The following is a 22,102-nucleotide window of genomic DNA, read 5'->3' on the forward strand; positions in this document are numbered from 1 at the left end:
CAGATGATCAGAATTGGCATCGACGTCGGCGGCACCAATACGGACGCCGTCGTGATGGATGGCGCGCGCGTTCTTGCCGGCGTCAAGTCGGCGACGACGTCGGACGTCATGTCCGGCGTGGTCAACGCACTGGCCGATGTGTTGAAGGCGTCCGGCAAGGCCGCCGCCGACATCGACGTGGTGATGATCGGCACCACCCATTTCACCAATGCCGTGGTGCAACGGCGCGACCTCGCCAAGACCGCCGCCGTCCGTCTCGGCCTGCCGGCGACGGCTTCGCTGCCGCCGATGGTCGATTGGCCCGAGGATCTCCGCGAGGCCATCGGCAACCTCAGCTATCTCGCCCATGGCGGCAACGAGTTCGACGGTCGCAAGATATCCCCCCTAGACGAGGCCGAATTGCTCGGCATCGCCGAGGACATCAAGGCCAAGGGCGTCAACACGATCGCCATCACCTCGGTGTTCTCGCCGGTCAGCGACGAGTGCGAGAAGCAGGCGGCGGCGGTCTTCGAGAAGGCGATTCCGGGCGCTCACATCACGCTTTCCTCGGAGATCGGCCGCATCGGTCTCCTCGAACGCGAGAACGCCGCGATCATGAATGCCTGCCTGCGAGACCTGTCGCGGGACGTCATTGAGGCCTTCCGCAACGCCATCGCCTCGGCCGGCATCAAGGGCAAGTTCTTCCTGACCCAGAACGACGGAACGCTGATGGAGGCCGCCTTCGCCGAGAAGTTCCCGGTGCTGACCTTCGCCTCCGGTCCGACCAATTCGATGCGAGGGGCGGCCTTCCTGTCGGGCGTCAAGGACGCCATCGTCGTCGACATCGGCGGCACCACTTCCGACGTCGGCTCGCTGCAGAAGGGCTTCCCCCGCCAGGCGACGGTGGCCGTCGAGGTGGGAGGCGTTCGCACCAACTTCCGCATGCCCGACGTTTTCTCGATCGGGCTCGGCGGCGGCTCGCACGTGGTCGAGACCGACAAGGGGGTCAAGGTCGGCCCGACTTCGGTCGGCTATCGCATCATCACCGAGGCCCTGATCTTCGGCGGCAAGACGCTCACCACCTCGGACGTGGTGGTTGCTGCCGGCAAATACGATCTCGGCGACCGCTCGAAGGTGACCCATCTCTCCCCAGCGCTGATCGCCGCCACCGAGGCGCGCATCGCTGACATGCTCGAAGACTGCGTCGAGCGCTCTCGCCTGTCGCCGGACCCGCTGCCGGTGATCGTCGTCGGCGGCGGCTCCATCCTCGTCGACAGGCCCATTGCCGGCCTCGAACTCATCAAGCCCGACCACTTCGCCGTGGCCAACGCCGTCGGCGCCGCCATCGCCCAGGTGTCGGGCGAGGTCGACCGCGTCTATGCGCTGGCCGAGATCGGCCGCGACGCCGCCCTTGCCGACGCCAAGGCGCAGGCGATCGAGGCTGCCGTCAGCGCCGGCGCATCCCGCGACAGCATCGAGATCGTCGACGTCGAGGACGTTCCGCTCGCCTACCTGCCCGGCAACGCGACGCGCGTTCGCGTCAAGGCCGTGGGAGAGCTTCATGTCGTCTAGTGGCTATCTCCTGAAGGAGAGCGACCTGCACCCGCTGTCGCTCGGCGCAGCGCTGCTCGGCACGGGCGGCGGCGGCAATCCCTACATCGGCATGCTGCGGGCACGGGAGCTCATCCGGTCCGGCCACGAGATCCGGGTCATCGATCTCGACACGCTGCCCGATGACGCCTTCGTCGGAGAGGTCGGCGGCATCGGCGCGCCCGTGGTCGGCATCGAGAAATTCGAGGAAGGACGCGAGTGCTACAACGCCATGCGGGCCGTCGAGGAGGCCACCGGGGTCAGGATGTCGGCCCTGATCTCGGCTGAGATCGGCGGCTCGAACAGCCTGGAGCCGATCATCGCCGCCGCCTATGCCGGCCTGCCGGTCATCGACGGCGACGGCATGGGGCGCGCCTTCCCGGAAGTGCAGATGACGACCTTCTTCATCTACGGGGCAGCGACGGCGCCGGGGGCCATTGCCGACGAGAAGGGCAATGTCATCGTCTTCCGCAAGGTGATCGACATGTTCTGGCTGGAGCGCTTCGCCCGCGATGCTGCCGTCGCCATGGGCGCCACCGCCGGGCTCGCCTCGGCGCCGATGACCATGGAGTTCGTCCGTCGCACGGCCGTTCCCGGTACCGTCAGCGAGGCGCTTCGGATCGGGCACACCGTGCTCGACGCCCGGAAGGATCGGCGCAACGTCATCGAAGCCGTGCTCAAGGTGACCGGCGGCGGCCTCTACTTCACCGGCAAGATCACCGACGTCAGGCGCGAGCTGACCGGCGGGTTCGCCCGAGGCCACGCCATTCTCACGGGAATCGACGACTTTGCCGGTTCGGAAGCCCGGATCGCCATCCAGAATGAGAATCTCGTTCTCTGGGTCGATGGCGAGCCGAAGGTGATGGTGCCCGACCTGATCGTCAATCTCGACCTCGACACCGGCGAGCCGATCACCACCGAGGTGCTGCGCTACGGTCAGCGCGTCGCCGTGCTCGGCCTGCCGGTCCATCCGCTCATGAAAACGGAAAAGGCGCTCGAGGTCGTGGGCCCGAAGGCTTTCGGCTATCCCGAGCTGACCTTCGTTCCCATCGTCGCCTCGCAAGCGTCCATCCAAGGATGAAGCCATGAAGATCAAGCGCATCGTTCACGTCGAGGACATGGAAGACATCGCCACCGGTGGCGCCATTCTCGGCACGGGAGGCGGCGGTGATCCCTACGTCGGCAAGCTGATGGCCCAGGAGGCGATCCGCCGGCACGCACCGGTCAAGATTATCGACGTCGACGAACTCGCCGACGACGCCCTGGTGGTGCCGGTGTGCATGATGGGCGCGCCGACGGTGATGACCGAGAAGATCCCGGCCGGCCGCGAGCTGATCATCGCCTTCCGCAAGCTCGAAGAACTGCTCGGTCGCAAGATCGACGCGGTGCTCTGCGGCGAGGCCGGCGGCGTCAACTCCACGACCCCCTTCGTTGTGGCGGCCGAAACCGGGTTGCCGCTGGTGGACGGCGACGGCATGGGGCGCGCCTTTCCGGAACTGCAGATGGAGACCTTCGGCATGTATGGCGTCAAGGCGACGCCGATGGTGCTCTGCGACGACAAGGGTAACTCGCTGGTGCTGGATACCGTCTCCAACGCATGGACCGAGCGCCTCGCCCGCGCTGCCACGGTGGAAATGGGCGGCTCGGCCCTGCTCGCCTTCTATTCCATGGACGGCGCCACCGCCAAGAAATGCGTGGTGCGCGGCACGCTCAGCCTGACCGCCAAGCTCGGCGAGACGCTGCGCGGCGCACGGGCCGGCCATCGCGATCCCGTTGCGGCGATTGTCGACGAGCTGGATGCCCAGGTCATCTTCCATGGTCGCATCAAGGATATCGAGCGGCGCACCGTTGGCGGCTTCGCCCGTGGCAAGGCCCGCTTCGAGGGCGTCGAGGAGTGGAAGGGACATGACTTCCGTCTCGACTTCCAGAACGAGTTCCTGGTGGCAGAGCGCGACGGCGAGATCATCGTCACGACACCCGACCTGATCACGGCTCTGGAAGCCGAGAGCGGCAACCCCGTCACCGCCGACGCGCTTCGCTACGGCCTGCGCCTCAAGGTCCTCGCCCTGCCCTGCAACCCGCTCTGGCGCACGCCGCAAGGCATCGACCTCGTCGGGCCGCGCTACTTCGGCTACGAGGTGGACTATCGGCCGCTGGCCTGAAGAGGCCTGCCGTATCTTGCCCTCAAACGCCGGGGGCCGTCGCAGTCTGCGACGGCCCCTGTCGATCCGATCGTTTCCGGGACGCCCCGGAAGTGATTTTCTTTTTGTATCAGGCCGTCTTGGGCTTCAGCAGGCGCAGAAGCAGGGCGGTGACGATGGTGCCGACGATCATCGCCACGACGTAGCCACCGAGATTGGTGACAGCGTTGGGGATCGGCAGCACAAAGATGCCGCCGTGGGGCACGCGAAGCTGCGAGCCGACCGCCATCGAGATCATTCCGGCCACGGCCGAGCCGGCCATCAGCGACGGAATGACGCGGAACGGGTCCTTGGCGGCGAAGGGGATGGCGCCTTCGGTGATGAAGGAGATGCCAAGCACCGCCGCAGCGTTGCCCGCCTCATGTTCGTCGGACGAGAAGCGGTCGCGGAACAGCTTGGTGGCGAGCGCCAGACCGAGCGGCGGCGTCATGCCGGCGACCATGGCGGCGGCCATCGGCTCGTAGAGCTGGCTGGCGATCAGGCCGGTGGCGAAGGTGTAGGCCGCCTTGTTCACCGGACCGCCCATGTCGAAGGCCATCATCATGCCGATGATCGCGCCGAGCACGATGGCGTTGGCGCCCTGCATGCCCTTCAGGAAGTCGGTCAGCCAGTTCAATGCGGCCGCGACCGGCTCGCCAAGAACATAAACCATCAACAGGCCGACGATGGTCGTACCAAGCAATGGCAGGATCAGCACCGGCTTCAGGCCATCGAGGTTGCGGCCAAGCTTGATGTAGCGGTTGAGGTAAAGCACCACGTAACCGGCCAGGAAACCGGCGACGATGCCGCCAAGGAAGCCGGCGCCGATGGTGCCGGCAATCATGCCACCGACGGCGCCTGGCGTGATGCCGGGTCGGTCGGCGATCGAATAGGCGATGAAGCCGGCAAGGATCGGAACCATCAAAGAGAAGGCCTGCTTGCCGATGTTGAACAGCGCCTGACCGAGCGTACCGGCGTGCGCGTCATCGTAAACGTAGATGCCACCGAGGGCGAAGGCGAGCGCAATCAGCAGGCCGCCGGCCACGACGAAGGGCAGCATGTAGGACACGCCGGTCATCAGGTGCTTGTAGGGGCCGGAGCGCTGGGCGGCGCGAGCAGCCTTTTCGGCAGCCACTTCGGCCGCGAGATCGCGCTTGCCGCCGGCGGCCGCGCCGCCCTGAACGGTCGCTTCGGCGAGCGCCTTCTCGACCAGCGCCTTGCCGTTGCTGATGGCGCCCTTGGTGCCGGTGGAGTAGACGCGCTTGCCGACGAACCGCGACAGGTCGACGTTGGTGTCGGCGGCGATGATCACCAGATCGGCGGCGGCGATCTCTTCAGCCGTCAGTGTGTTCTGGGCACCGACCGAGCCCTGAGTCTCGATCTTGGCGTCATAGCCGAGCGCCTTGGCACCCTGCTCGACGCCCTCGGCGGCCATGAAGGTATGGGCGATGCCGGTCGGGCAGGAGGTGATGCCGACGATCAGCTTCCTTGCCGACGGCGCGCTGGAAACGGCACCGGCCGGATCGGCCAGGGCGGCGTCGAGCGTCAGCTTGCGGACCGTCTTGCCGGCAAAGCGGGTTTCATCGGCAACGTCGCCCAGCAGAAGCACCGCGTCGGCGGCGGCGATCGTCGCCGCATCGACCGGTGAGGTCTGGGTCTCGACACTGAGGGACACGCCGGCTGCTTCCGCCGCCTTCTTCAGGGCTTCGGCGGCGATCAGGGGCTTGCTCCCCGTCTCCTTGACGCCGATCACGACTACCAACTTTGCCATTCTCATCCTCCGATGAAGTTCTTTCCCGCTGCCATCCCCCGGCGGGAATTCAGGGATAATCTTGAAATCCGAGTACTAGAGACGAGTGATCTCCGCCTGGTCGGCGAGCGCCTCGACGAGGGCAAGCTCGGGCAGGTGGGGACCGATGCGCCGGAGCTTGGCGGCGGCGAAGGCGACAGCCTGCCGGGCAATGATCTCCAGCGGCTTGGCCTCGGCCAGCGCTGTGGCAATGCCGGCCACCATGGCGTCACCGGCCCCGACGGTGCTGAGCGCTTCGACCCTCGGCAGACGGGCGGACAGCTTTTCGCCGGCGGTGACGAACAGCGCACCATCCTCGCCGCAGGAGACGACCACCAGACGCACGCCGCCCTGGACGATCTCCTCGGCGGCGGCGATCAGCGCTTTGAAGTCGGGGAGCGGACGACCGACCAGTTCTTCGAGTTCGTGCCGGTTTGGCTTCACCGCGTAGGGCAGCTCCTTGCCGGTGCCGGACAACAGCGCCTTGAGCGGGGCGCCGGACGTGTCGGCCACCACGTCGGCGCCGACGCCGTTGAGGGTTGCCACCAGCGGGCGCAAGGCGTCGGGTGCAACGCCGGCCGGCAGCGAGCCGCCGATCACCACCACGGCGCCGCCCTTCGCGGCTTCGCGGGCGGCAGCGGTGACACGAGCGAGGCAGTCGGCGTCGACCGTGAGACCCGGTGTGTTGAGATCGGTGGTCTCGCCGGCGGCAGTGTCGGCGATCTTGATGTTGGTGCGCGTATCGCCAGCGACGCGGATGAACTTGTCCGAGATGCCCTTCACCGCGAACAGCTCGACGAAGGCGCCGTCGTTACCGCGCCCCAGCACGCCAGTTACGGTTACCTGTCCGCGCCAGTCGGCGGCGCATCCGGCGACGTTGACGCCCTTGCCGCCGGCGTTGGTCTGCGATCGCTCGGCGCGGTTGACCCCGCCTTTCACGAGGCCGGCGACCTCAATGGTCAGGTCGACCGCAGGGTTGAGGGTGATGGTGACGATCGGCTTCATGCCGCATCTCCCTCGGCAGCGGCGGGCTCGAGCGCCCGAACTTCGCTGGCGGTCCGCGCGGCGATCGCCTTGTCGGCCAGCGCCTTCAGCTCGGCCATCGAAGTGGAGCGCAGGCGCACCTTGACGGCGGGGATATCGCGAACGGTCATCGACAGCTCGTTGACGCCGAGGCCGGCCAGGAGCGAGGCACCGAACGGATCGCCGGCGATGCCACCGCAGACGCCGACCCAGCGGCCGTGCTTGGCGGCGCCTTCCACGGTCTTCCTGATCAGGCGCAGCACGGCCGGATGCAGGCTGTCGGCCTCGGCGGCCAGTTCCGGGTGCTGCCGATCGATCGCCAGCGTGTACTGGGTTAGGTCGTTGGTGCCGATGGAGAAGAAGTCGACATATTCGGCATAAATGTCGGCCATCACCGCCGTCGACGGCACCTCGACCATGATGCCGAGCGGCACGGCCGGCGCGCCGACCTCGGCCCTCACCTCATCGGCAACCTTGCGCACAGCCATGATCTCGTCGAGCGAGGTGATCATCGGCAGCATGATCTTGAGATTGGCGCCGGTCTTGGCGACGCGGTAGAGGGCGCGGAGCTGCGGCCGCATCAGGTCGGGACGGCGCAGGGTGAGGCGGGTGCCGCGCACGCCGAGGAAGGGGTTTTCCTCGCGCGGTAGCTTCAGATGCGGGGCCTGCTTGTCGCCGCCGATGTCCAGCGTGCGGACGATCAGCGGCCGCCCGCCAAGGTTCTCGACCATGGCGCTGTAGGTGGCGAACTGCTCGTCCTCGCTCGGCGTGTGGCCGCCATCGAGGAACAGGAACTCGGTGCGCATCAACCCGACGCCCTCGGCGCCCTGATCGATGGCGCCGGCAACGTCGGCGGGCTTGTTGATGTTGGCCCCGATCTCGATCGTCACGCCGTCGGTGGTGGAGGCCGAGAGCGCGCGCCCCTCGGCCTCCGATGCAGCGCGCCTGGCATCGGCCTCGATGAAGGCGCGCGCGGACGTAAGGTCTGCTTCGGTGGGGTCGAGATAGAGCCGACCGGCAGCACCGTCGAGAATGGCCGTGGCGCCCGCCGGGGTGTCGAGAAGGCCGGCACCCAGCGCCACCACGGCCGGCAGGCCGAGCGTGCGGGCAAGAATGGCGGTGTGCGAGGTCGGGCCGCCCTGCGCGGTCGCAAGGCCGGCGATGCGCGCGGTGTCGAGACCGATGGTATCCGACGGGGTGAGATCGGTTGCGATCAGGATCGACGGGTCCGACGGAAGCACGATCGCCGAGCCGCCCGCCACCTCCGGCGCCAGCTTGGACAGAACACGGCGGCCCACGTCGCGCACGTCGGAGGCGCGGGCGGCAAGCAAGGCGTTGGCGTTGTTCTCGAGGGAAGCCGCCACCTCTTCGACGGCGGCGTGCCAGGACCAGGCAGGACCATGGCCGCCAACGACCAGCATGGAGGCTTTCGCGAGGATTTCCGGATCGCTCAGAAGCTCGGCATGGGCTTCGAAGATGGCGGCTTCCGCCTGCCCCACCTTGACGGCCGCTTCGGCAGCGACGGCCTTCAGCTCGTCGAGCGTCGCGGCGATGGCCCGATCGAGCATCGTCGACGCCTCAACGAGATTCATCGGCGTATCTGCCACCTCCACGGCAGCGCTCTTCAGCACGTGCACGGGGGCGACGACCACACCCGGCGCTGCGGCGACGCCAGAAAACGTTTTCAGATTGGTGACCGGCGTCCACCCTTTGCGGCCGACTGGAGCCGGCGCCTTGGCGGCGTCGGCCTTTTCCTCGGCCGACAGCCCCTCGATCACCCGCATGAAGGTGGAAAGGGCAACGGCGGCATCATCGCCTTCGGCGGAAACCGTGACGGTTTCACCGGCGCGAAGCCCCAGTTGCAGCAGCGAAACCAGCCGTGTTGGGTCGGCGGCGTCGGCACCGCGGCGAACCTGCAGGCGCGTTCCGGCTGCCTTGGCGGCGTCGACCCAGCGGCTGGCCGGGCGGGCATGCAGACCATTGGGATAGTCGACGATCCATTCCACCTTGAGGGGGAGATCCGCCGGCACTGCGGCATCCGCGGCGAACGTGGCGGCGGCCGCCTCATCCAGCGCGCCAATGATGGCGAGCGGATCCTCGGTATCGAAGAGCGCCTCCAGCGCCGCCTCGTCCTGGAAAAGACGCGTCAGCTGGCGCAGTACGGCAATATGGTCGTCCGACTGGGCGGCGATCGCCACCACGAGCTTGACGGTCTGACCTTCGTTCCAGGTGAGACCGCCGGGAATCTGCAGGATGGCAAGGCCATTGTGCTTGATCAGGCCGCGATCGGCATTCATCCCGTGAGGAATGGCGACGCCGTGTCCCAGATAGGTTTCCGCCACGGTCTCGCGACGCATCATGCTGTCGGCGTAGGCAGGATCGATATAGCCGCCGTCAGCCAAAAGGGCGCAGGCCTGACGAATGGCGGCTTCCTTGCTGACCGGCGCTGCGTTGATCCTGGTCAGCTGTGGCGCGAGAAGCGGCTTGGTGCTGATCGACATGAAACTTCCCTCTCCTCCGCGTCTCAGAAAACTGAAAACCTTTTCAGCTTGATTGACGCAGATAACATGAGCCAGCTTTCCTGGGAAACCTGGAAAAACCCGTATTGAAGGCTGTCTTTAGACGTGATTGTTTTCGCCGTAAACGGAGAACGATTTTAGAAATGAGCGTCGGCATCAAGGATGTTGCCATTGCGGCAGGCGTTTCGCCGGCAACGGTTTCGCGTGTTCTCGCCAACCATACCGTCAAGCCGGAGCTGCGCGAACGGGTGGAAACCGCCATTCGGCTGACCGGTTATCGGCCGAATCTGTCGGCGCGCCGGCTCCGCTCGCAGCATTCCAACACCATCGGCCTGATCGTTCCCGACATCCGGAACCCCTTTTTCACGACGCTGAGTCGCGCTGTCGAGGATGCCGCCTATCTCGCCAACATGCGGGTGGTGCTGTGCAACACCGACGAGAACCCGTCGCGCGAGACCATGTATCTGCGCCTGATGCAGGAGGAGCGGGTGACCGGCGTCATCTACGCACCGACGCGCGAAACGGCGGCACAGCTCGACCGGTTGAACTTCGATTTTCCGGTGGTGCTGGTCGACCGGCACGGCCCGCCGGGCCGGCACGATTCGGTGGTACTCGACAATCGTCAGGCGGCCGCCACGCTGGTTTCGCACCTCTACGCGCGGGGCTTCCGGGTCATCGAGGGTCTGTTCGGCAACACCTCGTCCACCGCGCGCGACCGCCTGAGCGGCTACACCGAAGCGATGAACGACTGTGGTCTGACGCCGCGCGCCAACTTCGTGGCCCCCAACCCCGAGGCGGCTGTAGTGGCTGCCCGCGAGATCCTGTCGCGCAAGGACAAGCCGGAAGCGCTGATCGCCTCCAACGGTCTGATCCTCCTGGGCATAGCCCAGGCGATGCAGGAGCTGGAACTGCGGGCGCCGCAAGACATCGCACTGGCCGGCTTCGACAACGAGATCTGGACCGGTCTCATCGGCTCCGGCATCACCGTTATCCAGCAGCCGGTGGCCGACATCGGCCATTCGGCCATGCGCCTTCTTTTCGAGCGCATCGAGACGCCGGAGATGGCGCCACGGGTGGTGATGCTCTCGGGCAAGCTCATCGAGCGCAACTCGACGAAGCGCTCCGCCTGACGGACGGGCCCGCGAGGAGAACTCCGGCGCCCGGGGACTTGTCAGCGGCATCGGAGCTGCGGTCTGCACCGACGGTCGACCCGGTCGCGAGAGTGCTGGCAGCGCCACGTTGGAGATCGGTGCAGACCGTGCCCGGGCGCACCGTCCCTTGACGCCGTAGGCCGAAGCAACCACTGGCTTCCTGGACCAGACGCTCACTTCGTCGGCCCGTAACGTCACTCGACGAGGGGCGATGAGGTTTGTTCGACGGCGTTTGCCCCCATCGGAAAGCGGACCTCTACCCTGAGGCCGGGGGCGTCCGCCCGATTGGAAAAGGCGAGCTGCGCACCAAGGCGGCGGGCGGCGAGTTCGGCGATGGTCAGGCCGAGACCGCTGCCGGCACCGCTCCTGAAACGTCCTCGAAAGAAGCGCCGCGTCACCTCGGCCAGTTCATCTTCCGGGATGCCGGGGCCATCATCCTCGACGACGATGCCCGCGCCATGTGGCAGCGCTGACCAGGCGATATTGCCTGGCGGGCTCATGTGTTCGACGGCGTTTTCATGCAGGTTGCGAATGACGAGGTAAAGGCTGTCCCGATCCATCCGGACGGCCAAACCATCAAGCGAACCGTCGACCTGAACCGCAATCTCCCGCCGAAGGGACAGACTGGCCGCGACTTCCCGGACCAACGAGCCCAGGTTCAGCTCGCTTCCGTCATGTTCGACCTCCGGCAGTGCCTCCAGTCGCGCCAGCGCCAGGAGCTGCCTGACGAGACGGCTGGCTCGGTCGACCGAGGCGATGATCTGCCGAAGCGCTCCATCGCGGACCTGCTCGTCTTTCGCTGCCAGGGCAACCTGGGCCTGCGTCTTCAGGCCGGCGAGCGGCGTCCTGAGCTCATGAGCGGCGAAGGCGGTCATCTCCTTTTCGTGGCGGCGCGCCGTCTCCACCTTGGCGAACAGGCCATTCAGCGCATCGACCAGCGGCCGCACCTCATCGGGAGCGTCCTTGCCGGCCACCGGACTGACGTCGTCGCCGTTACGGGCAGCGATCTCGCCGGCGATCCGGCGAAGCGGCGCCAGTCCCCGGCCAAGGCTCGCCCAGATCATCAGGCCCAGCAACGGCACCGCCAAGAGTGCCGGCCCGACGAGGCCCACGATCAGGTCGCGCGCCAACCGGGCCCGCAAACCAATGCGGTCGCCCACAGCGACCCGCACGCCGTGCACGGGATCCACGACAGTGTAGACGCGCCAGGCCTCACCGTTGATCAGACGATCGGAAAAGCCCTCCATCTCCTCGGCCAGACTGCCCTCGGGCGCGCCACCCGACCTAGCGAGCAGCCGGCCGCTCAACGACCAGACCTGGCAAGACAGCTGCCGGCTATAGGTGAAGTCTGCAGCCATGGCAGCAGCCGCGTGGCCGGTTTCCAGGTTGGAGCTTGCCACCATGGAATGAACCATGCGCGCCGCCTCCTGCAGGCGGGTATCCAGCACGTGTTCGAGTTCGGCCCGGTTGGCGAAATAGATCCATCCGACGGCGCATATCCAGATGGCGGCGGTGGCGGAAATCAACAGCAGGAACAGGCGACGGCGCAGCGAAGTCACGGTTCGGTCCTCAGCCTGTAGCCGAGGCCGCGAACGGTCTCGATCGCGGCGCGACCGACCTTGGCGCGCAGGTTGTGGATATGGACCTCGACGGCATTGCTCTCCACTTCCTCCTGCCAGCCGTAGAGCCGGTCTTCCAGCTCGGTGCGCGAGCGAATGGCGCCGGGCCACTCCATCAGCGCCGAGAGCACCGCGAACTCCCGCCGCGACAGCGACACGGCCTTGCCGCCCACCGTTACCATGGACGTGGCAGGGTCGAGCACGATACCGGCCACCGCGAGCACCGGACTTGCCCGCCCCTCGCGACGTCGGGCGATGGCGCGCAACCGGGCCGCCAGCTCTTCGAGGTCGAAGGGCTTGCCGAGATAGTCGTCGGCGCCGGCATCGAGACCGGCGATCCGATCGGGCGTCTCATCGAGGGCAGTGAGCAGCAGCACCGGCGTCGCGTCGCCCTGTCGCCGCAGACCGGAGAGGATATCGAGGCCGGAGCCATCGGGCAGCATGCGGTCAAGCACCACCGCGTCGAACCGCGTGGCCGACATCGCGGCGCGCGCATCGGCCGCCGTGAACACCACGTCGACCGTCGATCCCGTCAGTCCGAGCCCGACCTTCAGTCCGTCAGCCAGCACCGGATCGTCCTCGACAACCAAGATGCGCATCGCGCTTTCCCCAGACTCCAACACACGTTCGCTTGAAGGGCCTTGCCTGCCTTAAGGCTGGCTTAAGGTCGGGCGACACTATGCGCCTTGTCCAGCGGAATCAGCGAGGCGACCGGCGGCATGTTCTCTTCGATCAAGGCGAGATGGGCTCTCATCCTTCTGGCGCCCCTTCTCTTTTCGCCGTTGCCTGCCCAGGCCGAGATGCCGCCGCCGGCCGACAAGGTGTTCGTGCTCGACGCCAGCCGCGACGGCGGCGGCGCGTTGCGCCTTTCCTGGACGGTGGCGCCCGGTGCCTATCTCTACCGCGACAGCCTGAAGGCAACGCTCGCCGGCTCCGACCTTCCGCTGGCGCCGCCGCCGGGCGAAACCAAGGACGATCCCAACTTCGGCCCGGTCGAAGTCTACCATGACGCCGTTGCCCTGGCGGTTCCCGGCCTGCCGCAAAACGGCATCCTCGATGTCACCTATCAGGGCTGCGCCGAGTCCGGCATCTGCTACCCGCCGGTCCGGAGCATGGTCGATCTCGCTTCGCTCGCCATTACGCAGCGGCCGCGCGCCTCTCTGCTAACGGATGCTGCCGATCCGCCTGCCACCGGGCAAAGCGCGCCGCCAGTCTCGGCAGATCAAAGCGCCGACTCAGCACTTTCCGGCGGCCTTCTCACCATCGTTCCCGCCTTCATCGGGTTCGGCCTGCTACTCGCCTTCACCCCCTGCGTTCTCCCGATGATCCCCATCCTCTCGGGACTGCTGGTCGGTGCCGGGCGCTCCTCGGCTGCGCGCGGCTTCATGCTGTCGACAGCCTATGTGCTGGCTATGGCCTCGGCCTATGGCCTTGTCGGCCTCGCGGCGGGCTGGAGTGGCGCCAACCTTCAGGCCTTGTTGCAGACGCCGCCGGTGCTTGGTCTTTCTGCCGCTATCTTCGTCGCGTTGGCGCTCGCCATGTTCGGCTTGTTCGAGCTGGCGCTGCCGTCGTCCATTGTGACGCGGATTGCCAGCCGGCCGGTTCGCGGCGGTTCGCTTGGTGGAGCGGCGCTTCTCGGCTTCGGTTCGGCGCTGGTGATCGGCCCCTGCGTCACTCCACCACTCGCCGCTGCCATGCTCTACGCCATCGACACGGGAGATGCGGCGCGCGGTGGCGCAGCGTTGTTCGCCCTCGGGCTCGGCATGGGGCTGCCGCTGGTGCTGGCCGGTACCTTCGGCGCACGCTTTCTGCCCAAGTCCGGTCCCTGGCTCGATGGCTTTCGCCGTGTCTTCGGCCTCCTCTTTCTCGGTGTCGCCGTCATGCTGGCCGCTCGTCTTCTGTCGGACCCAGCCGGGTTGGCTCTGTGGGGCGTCTGGGCTCTCATCGTCGCCGCCTTCCTAGGCGCGTTCGATCGGATGGGACGAACGAGCCCTTGGAGCGTCCGACTTTCCAAGGCGCTGGGTCTCTCGACCGCTCTTTATGGCGCAGTCCTGATCGTCGGCGCAGCCGGTGGCAGCGGAGACCCTTACAGACCGCTCGCCTTCCTCTCCGGGCGCGAGGTCACAGAGGTGGCCACCCTGTCCCGAACATTGCCGGCCGACTTCGACCGCGTCTTCGCCGCCGAGGCATCCGCGGGCAAACCGGTGCTCGTGCTGTTCACGGCCGACTGGTGCACCGTCTGCAAGTCCAACGAGAAGATCCTCACCGAACCGGGCATTAGCGCTCGCCTCGCCCGCACGGCGCGGATCATCATCGACATCACCGCCCAGACCGCCGAGGCCGAGGAACTGATGGAGCGCTTCCGCGTAGTCGGACCACCAGCTTTGTTTCTGCTCGACACCAACGGGCGGGAAATCACCGGCTCACGCCTGATTGGCGCCTTCAGCGCAGCCGATCTGGCTGCCCGCCTCGGCGCCCTCGGCGCCTGACGCTTCCACGAAAGGATCTCCATGCAACGACGCACCTTCCTCGCCGGCGCGACCGCCACGCTGGCCCTCGGCCTTGGCTCGGCCCAGGCACTCGCGGCCGACGTGAGCCTTGACGACATCCTCCACGATCCCAATGCGCCGGAAGGCGGCAATCAGAAGGGTGACCTCACCATCGTTGCCTTCACCGACTACAACTGCCCATTCTGCAAGAAGGCTGCGCCGGACCTCGACCGAGCCGTTCGCGAGGATGGCCACATCCGCCTCGTCTACAAGGACTGGCCGATCCTGACGCAAGCCTCCGTCTATGGCGCCCGCATGGCGCTGGCCGCCCAATATCAAGGCGCCTACGAGCGGGCTCACCACGCACTGATGGCGATCAACGGCCGTGCCGTATCGCAGGAGGACATGGAACGGGCGATTGAGGCAGCCGACATAGACATGCCGCGCCTCAAGGCCGACCTCGAAGCCAGGAAGAAGGACATCACCGCACTGCTCGCCCGCAACATGGATCAGGCCGACGCGCTTGGTCTCCAGGGCACGCCGACCTACCTCATCGGGCCCCTTCTCGCCTCGACACTCGACTACGACGGTTTCCGCGAAGCCATAGCCCAGGCCCGAAGCCGCCAGACCGGAGACGCCCAATGAGACTTGCAGCGATTCTTGCCTTCGTGCCCCTGCTGCTCGCCGCCTGCGTCGGCTCTCCCTACGGACCGGCCATGCCGCCCCTGCCGGCGGTCACCGCCGCAAGCCCGGGTGCCGGGGTCACCGTTCCCCCGCCGCAATACCGTCGCCAACTGGTCGCCGATCCGACGGGCGCTGCCCCCGGCACCATCGTCGTCGATCCGGCCAGCCGTTACCTCTATCTGGTGCAAGAGGATGGCATGGCGCTTCGCTACGGCGTCGGTGTCGGCAAGGCCGGCATGGAATGGTCCGGCAGAGCCAAGGTCGCGTACAAGCGGGAATGGCCGCGCTGGACACCAACCCGCGACATGATCGCCCGCGATCCCCAACGCTACGCCCAATGGGCGGACGGCATGGAGGGCGGCGAAGGCAACCCGCTTGGCGCCCGCGCCCTCTACCTGTTCGAGGGGGGGAAGGACACTCTCTACCGCATCCACGGCACCAACGAACCGGCCTCGATCGGCAGGGCCATGTCGTCGGGCTGCATCCGAATGATGAACGACGACATCATCGATCTCTACAACCGGGTCCCCGCCGGCACGTCTGTCATCGTCCTGCCGGTCCCGCAGGCTGGGGTATAGGGCCGCCTTCTCACGACGCGAAGAGCGCCCCACCCGCTCGGTAGATAACGTAAGCGGCGACGACGAAGACGACGGCGGCGAAAACGCGGTTGAGGGCGTTCTTGTTGGTCGACAAGCGGCTCGCAAGGCTGAGGCCGACAAGGCCTCCCCCCAGACCTCCGGCCAGGAACTCGGCGGCGACGCCCCAGTCGATGAGACCGGAAACCGCGTAGTTGGCAGCCGTCGTCAATCCGAAGACGCCGACCGCCATCAGCGAGGTGCCGACGGCATTGATGGTGGCCATGCCGGTGGCCAGGATCAGGGCCGGCACGATGAGGAAGCCGCCGCCGATGCCGAAGAAACCGGAGGCGGCGCCCGTCAGCACGGCCATGGCGGCGGCTCGATAGCAGCTTCGGCGGGTGATCGCCGGTCTTTCGTCCGCCATGAGCTTGCGCGGTCGCAGCATGGAGGCGCCAACGGCGACCATGGCAAGGCCGAACAGGAACAGAAGCGCGTCGCCATCGATCAGCTTGCCGAGTGTCGACCCCAGGAAGGCGCCGACCATGCCGAAGATCGAGAAGACGATGGCGCAGCGCCAGAGTACGTGACCCTTTCGGGCGTGTCCGACGAGATTGGCGAAGGCGTTGAGCGAAACGGCCAACGCCCCGGTGCCGAGTGCGACATGTGGCGAGGCGACTCCGACGAAATAGAGCAACAGCGGCGTCGCCAACACCGAACCTCCGCCGCCGATCAGGCCAAGCACGAAACCGGACAGGGCGCCAGACAGCACGGCGGAAAAAGCTTCAAACAGCACGTCGGTCACTCCACGGTCGTTTCAACCAGCCCGCCCCGAAACACCTTTGCCGAGCCGGCGTTTCCGTCGGCTCGGCCATCGCTTCGGGAGCCCCGTCAGGCCAGCGTCTTCTTCGAGAAATACCAGTCGGTGGTTTCAAGGCCGGCGGCGAGGCGGGCCTTGACGTCATCGACGGTGACCGGCGCGCCGACCAGGACCTTGTCGCCCGGCTGCCAGCCCTCGGGGGTGGCGACGCCGTTCTTGAGGCTGGTCTGAAGCCCCTTGACGAGGCGCATGATCTCGGCAACCGATCGGCCGTTGGTCATGGGGTAATAGACCATGGCGCGAAGGATGCCTTCGGGATCGATGATGAAGGTGGCCCGCACGGCCGACGTGTCGCCTGCGCCCGGATGGATCATGCCGTAGGCCATGGCGACGTCCATCTTCAGGTCTTCGATGATCGGGAACGGAATGGCGACGCCGAACTTCTCCTCGATGTTCCTGACCCAAGCGATATGCGAGAAGATGCTGTCGATGGACAGGCCGAGCAGCTCGGTGTTGATCGACTTGAACTCGTCGGCCGCCTTGGCGAAGGCCATGAACTCGGTGGTGCAAACCGGCGTGAAGTCGGCCGGATGGGAGAACAGCACCAGCCACTTGCCCTTGTAGTCGGCGAGCGAGCGCGGGCCGAAGGTGGTCATGGCCGAGAAGGCGGGTGCCGGCTCGTTGATGCGCGGTAGACTGACGACGGGGGCGGCGGCCACCGGAGCGGCGGGAGCAGCCACGGGGGCGGCGGCGGCAACGGCCGGCGCGGCGACGGTCTTGGGGGCGGAATCGGTGCAGCTCATGATATTTCCTTTCAGTTTGGGTTGGTTGGTGGGCTTGGATTTCAAAGGCCGTCGAGCGGCACCTTGAGGAAGCGTTTGCCGGCGGAGTCCGGTTCGGGCAGACGGCCAGCCTTCATGTTGACCTGCAGCGAGGGCAGGATGAGGCGGGGCATTGAGAGCGTTGCGTCCCTGGCGGTGCGCCTATCGACGAACTCCTGCTCGCCGATGCCATCGCAGACGTGGATGTTGCGGGCGCGCTCTTCGGCCACCGTCGTTTCCCAGGCCATGCCGCGCGTCGCCGTGCCGTAGTCGTGGCACATGAAGAGGCGCGTCTCGGCCGGCAGTTCGAGGATGCGGCGGGCGGAGCGATAAAGGGCGTGGGCGTCGCCGCCGGGAAAGTCAGCCCGGGCGGTGCCGGCATCCGGCATGAACAGCGTGTCGCCAACGAAGGCGGCGTCGCCGATCACATGCGTCATGCAGGCCGGCGTATGACCGGGGGTCGACAAGGCGACAGCCTCGATGTTGCCGATCCGATAGCGGTCACCATCCTGGAACAGCCGGTCGAACTGACTGCCGTCGCGAGCAAACTCGGTGCCTTCGTTGAACACCTTGCCGAAGGTGTCCTGCACGACGATGATCCGGTCGCCTATGCCGATCTTGCCGCCGACGCGGGCCTGAATGTAGGGGGCAGCCGACAGATGGTCGGCGTGAACGTGCGTCTCGATCAACCACTCCACCGTGAGGCCGCGCTCCTCGACGAAGGCAATGACGGCATCGGCTGACCGATAGGACAGGCGGCCGGCGGCGTAGTCGATGTCGAGGACGCTGTCGACGATCGCCGCCGCGCCGGTTTCCGGATCGGCGACGACATAGCTGATGGTGTTGGTTTCGGAATCGGGAAAGGCCTTGACGTCCGGCTTTCCGACCAGCTCTCGGGTGTTGTCCATCGCTCTCGACCCCATATGTCGCGCGTTGTCTGTTGCTCATTACATAAGAAACTTCTAAAACACTTGGAAACGAATAATTCTTGTCACTATGATCGAGGATGGCGATTACATGCGAGCCTATCCCAACCTTCGGCATCTCGCCTATCTCGTCGCCCTGGCCGAACACCGTCACTTCGGCAAAGCGGCGGAAGCATCGTCGGTCACCCAATCGACGCTCAGCGCAGGCATCCGCGAACTCGAAACAGTTCTGGGCGTCCAGGTGGCCGAACGCACCAAACGTTCGGTCATCCTGACGCCGATCGGCCACGTCCTGGCGGATAAAGCTGCGGCTCTGCTGCGATCGGCCGACGACATGCTGGACATCGCCGCCGAGGCGACCGCCCCCTTCTCGGGCACCATTTCGCTCGGAACGATCCCGACGATAGGCCCCTACCTGTTGCCACGGATCATTCCCGCATTGCGCGAGCGCTTTCCCGAACTCCGGTTTGCGTTGCGGGAGGACAAGACCGGAGAGCTGCTCGACCGGCTTGCCCACGGTCGCCTGGACCTTGTGCTGATCGCCTTTCCCTATGAGACGGATGGGCTCGGTACCATGATGCTGTTCGAGGACGCCTACCGCTTCGCCTGTGCCGCGGACCACCCTTTCGCACATGTCGAAAGCATCGCGCTGGAGCGCCTCGGCGGCGAGCGGCTTATGCTGCTCGAGAAGGATCACTGCCTGCACAGTCACGCATTGCCGCTGTTGCAGGGTGCCCCCGATATCGCAGAAGCGACCTTTTCCGCCACCAGTCTGCCGACGCTGGTCGCCATGGTGGCGGAAGGCATGGGGGCCACGCTTTTGCCGGATCTGGCGATCAACGCCGGCATCGCCAGTGGAAGCGATATCGCTATCCGGCCGATGTCTGGCGAGGCCAACCTACGCAGCATAGGCCTTGCTTGGCGGCGACAATCGGGCCGGACGGAGACCTTCAGGGAAATCGGCGACTTCCTCAGGGGGTGGGCTCGGACGGAAATCCGACCATGGGTGGCCTGATCACCCGGCAGGTCGGCCGTCAGTGCTCGGCCACGCAGATCTCGCCGCGCACCATGGCCACGATGGTGCGGATGGCAAGGGCGGCGATCAGCAGGGCCAGCAAGCCGTAAAGGCCGAATCCGATCCAGCGATAGAAATCGACGCCGGCTTTTTCCGCCATGGCGAATTGCGCGATGGTGAGGGCGGCCAGCGGGAAGGAGTAGGCCCACCAGGATAGCGTGAAGGGCAGACGGGCGAACTTGCCGAGCTGCGGCACCATCATCAGAAAGAAGAAGATCGCCGAGAAGAACAGGATGCGCCCGAACGGATCGACGCCGCCGCTCAGCGTCGTCCAGGAGATGAACCCCACGGCCGGCGGTGCAATCAGGATGAACAGCGTCGGCATCAGCCGCGCCGGCAACGGGCTGTGGAAGATCAGGCGGTTGACGACCACGGTCAGCAGCACCAGCCAGAACAGCAGCCCAACCGAGAAGAACAGCCAGGAGACGTCGGCCGGCGCATGCCGGACGCCGGCGATCGGCACCAGGATGTTGCCGACGACCGGTATGAACCAAGCGGGATTGAGGTGAACCACCTCGTAGCGCGAGTGGTCGATCCAGGCCGTTATCACCATGATAGTAAAGGCAAAATGCAGAAGCGACCCGACAAGCCACAACCAGAAGGACAAGCCTGGAGCCACGCCGAGGGCGGCGATCGACAGAAGAATGAGCCCGATGGAACTCGCCGGGAAGAAAGCAATGCGGACGGGGTGCCTCCATTCGCCGGCCACGGCGGCAGGCTTCAGAACCATCTTGACGAGATAGACGCACATGATCGCCGCGTAGACCGAAACCGCCGTCCAGAACAGGATGGTTCCGGCGGTTCCGCCGAATCCGACGGCTCCTTCGAGCTTGTGCGTGGCGATGGCAAGGCCGGAGAGCCCCATGACGACGGAAAAGAAGGAAACGGGAAAGTGGGCAAGCCGGTCGGTCTGCTCGGTTTCAAGAGGAACTGCTGTCATCGCGCGTCACCCAATTTGATCATGCTTTTCCGAATAAGGCATTGTCCGTAGCCTGAGAAGCAAATTAAAGTGGCCATGGTAATCGGAATAATCGATCAAGCGCCATGCAGTCCTATCCCAACATCCGCCATCTCACCTTCCTGATCGCGCTTGCCGAACAGAGACATTTCCGAAAAGCCTCGGAAGCTTGCAACGCTTCGCAATCGACGCTCAGCGCCGGAATCGCCGAGCTGGAGTCACTTTTGGGAGTGCGGCTCGCGGAAAGGACCCGGCGATCTGTCATGTTAACGCCGGACGGACTGCGGATCGTCGAGCAGGCGCGCCGAATACTGAACGAAACCGAGCAGTTGCTGGGGCTTGGCAAGATGGCCAGCAACCCCTTGGCGGGCAGGATCGAATTGGGCTGCATTCCCTCGGTTGGTCCCTTTCTGCTGCCACGGTTCTTGCCGTTTGCCCGCCAACACCTGCCCGACCTGGTGTTCGGCCTCCGGGAGGACAAGACGCCGGCGCTGATCGAGCGCCTTGCCGATGGACGGCTCGACCTGGTTTTGATGGCCTTCCCCTATGACATCGGTCCGTTCGAGACCGAAATGCTGTTCGACGATCCGTTCCGCTTCGTTTGTCCGCTCGATCATCCGCTCGCGGCCCTCACCGAAGTCGAGGCCGCCCGGTTGCCAGTCGAAGAGATGATGTTCATGGAGCGGGAGAACTGCCTGCACCGTCACGCCCTGCCGGTGTTTGCGGCGTGGCCCAACATCTCCGACACGGCGTACTCGGCAACCAGCCTGCACATGCTGGCGGCCATGGTGGCCGAGGGGCTCGGCTCGACCTTGCTTCCCGAGCTTGCGGTATTCGGTGGTCTGCTCGCCGACCACCGGGTCGCGGCCATTCCGCTGGCGGATGGCGCCAACAGCCGAACCATTGGGCTCGTCTGGCGGCGGCAATCGCCTCGCGCGGCCGGATATCGGATGATCGCACAGTTGATCCGGCGCTGGATCGTCGATCGTCGGCAGCAAGATAGCCAGAGCCCGTTGCCATCGACGCCGGCTCGCACCGATGCTGCACATCCAATTGCCGGATAGGCGTCCTCGGGGCGAGAAGGTAGCGTACCCAAATGATGGAGGCTGGCGGCTCATCGTGGCAGGCAAGGCGCGACCGAGTCCCGATGCCGGAGTCCTGGCCACGACAACCAAGGGTCGATGATGCTGGAAATACCGAACAGACACGAAGCGACGCCAACGTTCGGCCATGGCAGTCGTTGCGAGGCTTGTCCGGTGCGCCAGCGCTCGCTGTTCGGCATCTTGCCAGCCGACCGTCTCGATGGGCTCCTTCGCCAGGTCGAAGAAGCCGAATACGCGGTCGGTGACGTCATCTATTCGACCGGCGAGCGGCGCTCGTCCGTCTTCACGCTGCGGTCCGGCTATATCAAGCTGTTGCGTTTCCTGCCCGATGGTCAGCAGCGGATCGTCCGCCTCCTGAAGCCGTCTTGCACCTTCGGCCTCGAAGCGCTGATGGGAGATTCCTACGGGCATAGCGCCGTCGTTCTGGAGCGGGCGGCGGTGTGCAGGATCTCGACGGCGGCCATCGACGGCCTGCGTCGAAACACCCCCGCCTTGCACGATCAACTCATGCGCCGCTGGCAGATAGCCCTCGAAGAGGCCGATGCGTGGCTGACCGAACTCTCCACCGGCAAGGCGCCGCAACGCTTCTCCCGTCTCCTATGCCGCATGGTCGACGCCAACGGCCTGGCCCCCCTGTTCTCGCGCGAAGATCTGGGCGCCATGCTCGCGGTAACGCCGGAGCACGCCAGCAGAATGGTGGTCGATTTCCGCCGGAATGGCGCGATCGTAGACGTATCGCCGGGGCGCTGCCGCTGCAACGTCACGATACTCGCCCGCCTGGCAGCCGGTGGCGAGTGATCG

General features: G+C 66.0%; 19 protein-coding genes. 10 read left to right on the forward strand and 9 right to left on the reverse strand.

The annotated features are described in order from the left end of the window. The first annotated feature begins 3 nt into the window (after positions 1-3). The 3 genes from M4J39_RS06730 to M4J39_RS06740 are packed head-to-tail and all read left to right on the forward strand — an operon-like array spanning position 4 to position 3,731. Complete coding sequence (locus tag M4J39_RS06730) at positions 4-1,551, forward strand: hydantoinase/oxoprolinase family protein (RefSeq protein ID WP_251727056.1); 1,548 nt, start codon at positions 4-6, stop codon at positions 1,549-1,551. Further along, the gene (locus M4J39_RS06735; RefSeq protein WP_251727057.1) at positions 1,541-2,650 is read left to right on the forward strand and encodes a DUF917 domain-containing protein; all 1,110 of its coding nucleotides are present in this window, start codon (positions 1,541-1,543) and stop codon (positions 2,648-2,650) included. Before M4J39_RS06730 ends, M4J39_RS06735 begins: the two co-directional genes overlap by 11 nt. A gap of 4 nt (positions 2,651-2,654) precedes the next feature. Further along, entirely contained in the window at positions 2,655-3,731 is a 1,077-nt protein-coding gene (locus M4J39_RS06740) for a DUF917 domain-containing protein (protein ID WP_251727058.1), read from the forward strand. Positions 3,732-3,840: 109 nt separating this feature from the next. Here the strand turns inward: M4J39_RS06740 and M4J39_RS06745 are convergent, their stop codons facing one another. From M4J39_RS06745 to ptsP, 3 genes are all read right to left on the reverse strand, one after another. After that, complete coding sequence (locus M4J39_RS06745; RefSeq protein ID WP_251727059.1) at positions 3,841-5,520, reverse strand: PTS fructose transporter subunit IIC; 1,680 nt, start codon at positions 5,518-5,520, stop codon at positions 3,841-3,843. A gap of 75 nt (positions 5,521-5,595) precedes the next feature. Continuing rightward, positions 5,596-6,543: a 1-phosphofructokinase gene (gene pfkB, locus M4J39_RS06750; protein WP_251727060.1), complete on the reverse strand. Its 948-nt coding sequence runs from the start codon at positions 6,541-6,543 to the stop codon at positions 5,596-5,598. Then, positions 6,540-9,062 (reverse strand): phosphoenolpyruvate--protein phosphotransferase, encoded by a 2,523-nt coding sequence (ptsP, locus tag M4J39_RS06755; protein ID WP_251727061.1) that lies wholly within the window; start codon positions 9,060-9,062, stop codon positions 6,540-6,542. The genes pfkB and ptsP overlap by 4 nt, the downstream gene beginning before the upstream one ends. Before the next feature lie 161 nt (positions 9,063-9,223). On the opposite strand from ptsP, the gene M4J39_RS06760 reads away from it, so the two are divergent. Further along, positions 9,224-10,210 (forward strand): LacI family DNA-binding transcriptional regulator, encoded by a 987-nt coding sequence (locus M4J39_RS06760; protein WP_251727062.1) that lies wholly within the window; start codon positions 9,224-9,226, stop codon positions 10,208-10,210. 215 nt (positions 10,211-10,425) lie between these two features. Here M4J39_RS06760 and M4J39_RS06765 read toward each other — a convergent pair whose 3' ends face one another. Both M4J39_RS06765 and M4J39_RS06770 read right to left on the reverse strand, forming a co-directional pair. Next, positions 10,426-11,790 (reverse strand): ATP-binding protein, encoded by a 1,365-nt coding sequence (locus tag M4J39_RS06765; RefSeq protein WP_251727063.1) that lies wholly within the window; start codon positions 11,788-11,790, stop codon positions 10,426-10,428. Then, positions 11,787-12,449: a response regulator transcription factor gene (locus M4J39_RS06770; RefSeq protein WP_251727064.1), complete on the reverse strand. Its 663-nt coding sequence runs from the start codon at positions 12,447-12,449 to the stop codon at positions 11,787-11,789. Before M4J39_RS06770 ends, M4J39_RS06765 begins: the two co-directional genes overlap by 4 nt. A 120-nt stretch (positions 12,450-12,569) precedes the next feature. Between M4J39_RS06770 and dsbD the strand changes: the two genes are divergently transcribed. The 3 genes from dsbD to M4J39_RS06785 are packed head-to-tail and all read left to right on the forward strand — an operon-like array spanning position 12,570 to position 15,601. Continuing rightward, positions 12,570-14,339 carry a protein-disulfide reductase DsbD gene (gene dsbD, locus M4J39_RS06775; RefSeq protein ID WP_251727065.1) on the forward strand — a complete coding sequence of 590 codons (1,770 nt, stop codon included), beginning with the start codon at positions 12,570-12,572 and terminating at the stop codon, positions 14,337-14,339. Between the two features lie 21 nt (positions 14,340-14,360). After that, complete coding sequence (locus M4J39_RS06780) at positions 14,361-14,984, forward strand: DsbA family protein (protein WP_251727066.1); 624 nt, start codon at positions 14,361-14,363, stop codon at positions 14,982-14,984. Next, on the forward strand, positions 14,981-15,601 hold the full coding sequence (locus tag M4J39_RS06785; protein ID WP_251727067.1) for a L,D-transpeptidase: 621 nt from the start codon (positions 14,981-14,983) through the stop codon (positions 15,599-15,601). The genes M4J39_RS06780 and M4J39_RS06785 overlap by 4 nt, the downstream gene beginning before the upstream one ends. 10 nt (positions 15,602-15,611) lie before the next feature. Here the strand turns inward: M4J39_RS06785 and M4J39_RS06790 are convergent, their stop codons facing one another. The 3 genes from M4J39_RS06790 to M4J39_RS06800 form a co-directional block, all read right to left on the reverse strand. Continuing rightward, complete coding sequence (locus M4J39_RS06790; protein ID WP_251727068.1) at positions 15,612-16,394, reverse strand: TSUP family transporter; 783 nt, start codon at positions 16,392-16,394, stop codon at positions 15,612-15,614. Between the two features lie 95 nt (positions 16,395-16,489). Further along, the gene (locus M4J39_RS06795; RefSeq protein WP_256469701.1) at positions 16,490-17,221 is read right to left on the reverse strand and encodes a peroxiredoxin; all 732 of its coding nucleotides are present in this window, start codon (positions 17,219-17,221) and stop codon (positions 16,490-16,492) included. Between the two features lie 41 nt (positions 17,222-17,262). After that, positions 17,263-18,147: an MBL fold metallo-hydrolase gene (locus M4J39_RS06800; protein WP_251727069.1), complete on the reverse strand. Its 885-nt coding sequence runs from the start codon at positions 18,145-18,147 to the stop codon at positions 17,263-17,265. A gap of 109 nt (positions 18,148-18,256) precedes the next feature. Here M4J39_RS06800 and M4J39_RS06805 point away from each other — a divergent pair, with 109 nt between their 5' ends. Continuing rightward, positions 18,257-19,180: a hydrogen peroxide-inducible genes activator gene (locus M4J39_RS06805; RefSeq protein ID WP_251727070.1), complete on the forward strand. Its 924-nt coding sequence runs from the start codon at positions 18,257-18,259 to the stop codon at positions 19,178-19,180. Positions 19,181-19,199: 19 nt separating this feature from the next. On the opposite strand, the gene M4J39_RS06810 is transcribed toward M4J39_RS06805, so the two are convergent. Then, positions 19,200-20,180, reverse strand: a complete 981-nt coding sequence (locus M4J39_RS06810; protein ID WP_251727071.1) for an SLAC1 anion channel family protein — start codon at positions 20,178-20,180, stop codon at positions 19,200-19,202. 104 nt (positions 20,181-20,284) lie between these two features. Between M4J39_RS06810 and M4J39_RS06815 the strand changes: the two genes are divergently transcribed. After that, on the forward strand, positions 20,285-21,262 hold the full coding sequence (locus M4J39_RS06815; protein ID WP_251727072.1) for a LysR substrate-binding domain-containing protein: 978 nt from the start codon (positions 20,285-20,287) through the stop codon (positions 21,260-21,262). Positions 21,263-21,454: 192 nt separating this feature from the next. Beyond that, positions 21,455-22,099 (forward strand): cyclic nucleotide-binding domain-containing protein, encoded by a 645-nt coding sequence (locus tag M4J39_RS06820; RefSeq protein WP_251727073.1) that lies wholly within the window; start codon positions 21,455-21,457, stop codon positions 22,097-22,099. Positions 22,100-22,102: the final 3 nt, after the last annotated feature.

Source organism: Pleomorphomonas sp. NRK KF1, assembly GCF_023721755.1.
Taxonomy (GTDB): Bacteria; Pseudomonadota; Alphaproteobacteria; order Rhizobiales; family Pleomorphomonadaceae; genus Pleomorphomonas.

Excerpts from the sequence above, each read along its gene's own strand:
- M4J39_RS06730 (WP_251727056.1), top strand. The coding sequence starts at position 4 with ATGATCAGAATTGGCATCGACGTCGGCGGCACCAATACGGACGCCGTC.
- M4J39_RS06735 (WP_251727057.1), top strand. The coding sequence starts at position 1,541 with ATGTCGTCTAGTGGCTATCTCCTGAAGGAGAGCGACCTGCACCCGCTG.
- M4J39_RS06740 (WP_251727058.1), top strand. The coding sequence starts at position 2,655 with ATGAAGATCAAGCGCATCGTTCACGTCGAGGACATGGAAGACATCGCC.
- M4J39_RS06745 (WP_251727059.1), bottom strand. The coding sequence starts at position 5,520 with ATGGCAAAGTTGGTAGTCGTGATCGGCGTCAAGGAGACGGGGAGCAAG.
- pfkB (WP_251727060.1), bottom strand. The coding sequence starts at position 6,543 with ATGAAGCCGATCGTCACCATCACCCTCAACCCTGCGGTCGACCTGACC.
- ptsP (WP_251727061.1), bottom strand. The coding sequence starts at position 9,062 with ATGTCGATCAGCACCAAGCCGCTTCTCGCGCCACAGCTGACCAGGATC.
- M4J39_RS06760 (WP_251727062.1), top strand. The coding sequence starts at position 9,224 with ATGAGCGTCGGCATCAAGGATGTTGCCATTGCGGCAGGCGTTTCGCCG.
- M4J39_RS06770 (WP_251727064.1), bottom strand. The coding sequence starts at position 12,449 with ATGCGCATCTTGGTTGTCGAGGACGATCCGGTGCTGGCTGACGGACTG.
- dsbD (WP_251727065.1), top strand. The coding sequence starts at position 12,570 with ATGTTCTCTTCGATCAAGGCGAGATGGGCTCTCATCCTTCTGGCGCCC.
- M4J39_RS06780 (WP_251727066.1), top strand. The coding sequence starts at position 14,361 with ATGCAACGACGCACCTTCCTCGCCGGCGCGACCGCCACGCTGGCCCTC.
- M4J39_RS06785 (WP_251727067.1), top strand. The coding sequence starts at position 14,981 with ATGAGACTTGCAGCGATTCTTGCCTTCGTGCCCCTGCTGCTCGCCGCC.
- M4J39_RS06795 (WP_256469701.1), bottom strand. The coding sequence starts at position 17,221 with ATGAGCTGCACCGATTCCGCCCCCAAGACCGTCGCCGCGCCGGCCGTT.
- M4J39_RS06800 (WP_251727069.1), bottom strand. The coding sequence starts at position 18,147 with ATGGACAACACCCGAGAGCTGGTCGGAAAGCCGGACGTCAAGGCCTTT.
- M4J39_RS06805 (WP_251727070.1), top strand. The coding sequence starts at position 18,257 with ATGCGAGCCTATCCCAACCTTCGGCATCTCGCCTATCTCGTCGCCCTG.
- M4J39_RS06810 (WP_251727071.1), bottom strand. The coding sequence starts at position 20,180 with ATGACAGCAGTTCCTCTTGAAACCGAGCAGACCGACCGGCTTGCCCAC.
- M4J39_RS06815 (WP_251727072.1), top strand. The coding sequence starts at position 20,285 with ATGCAGTCCTATCCCAACATCCGCCATCTCACCTTCCTGATCGCGCTT.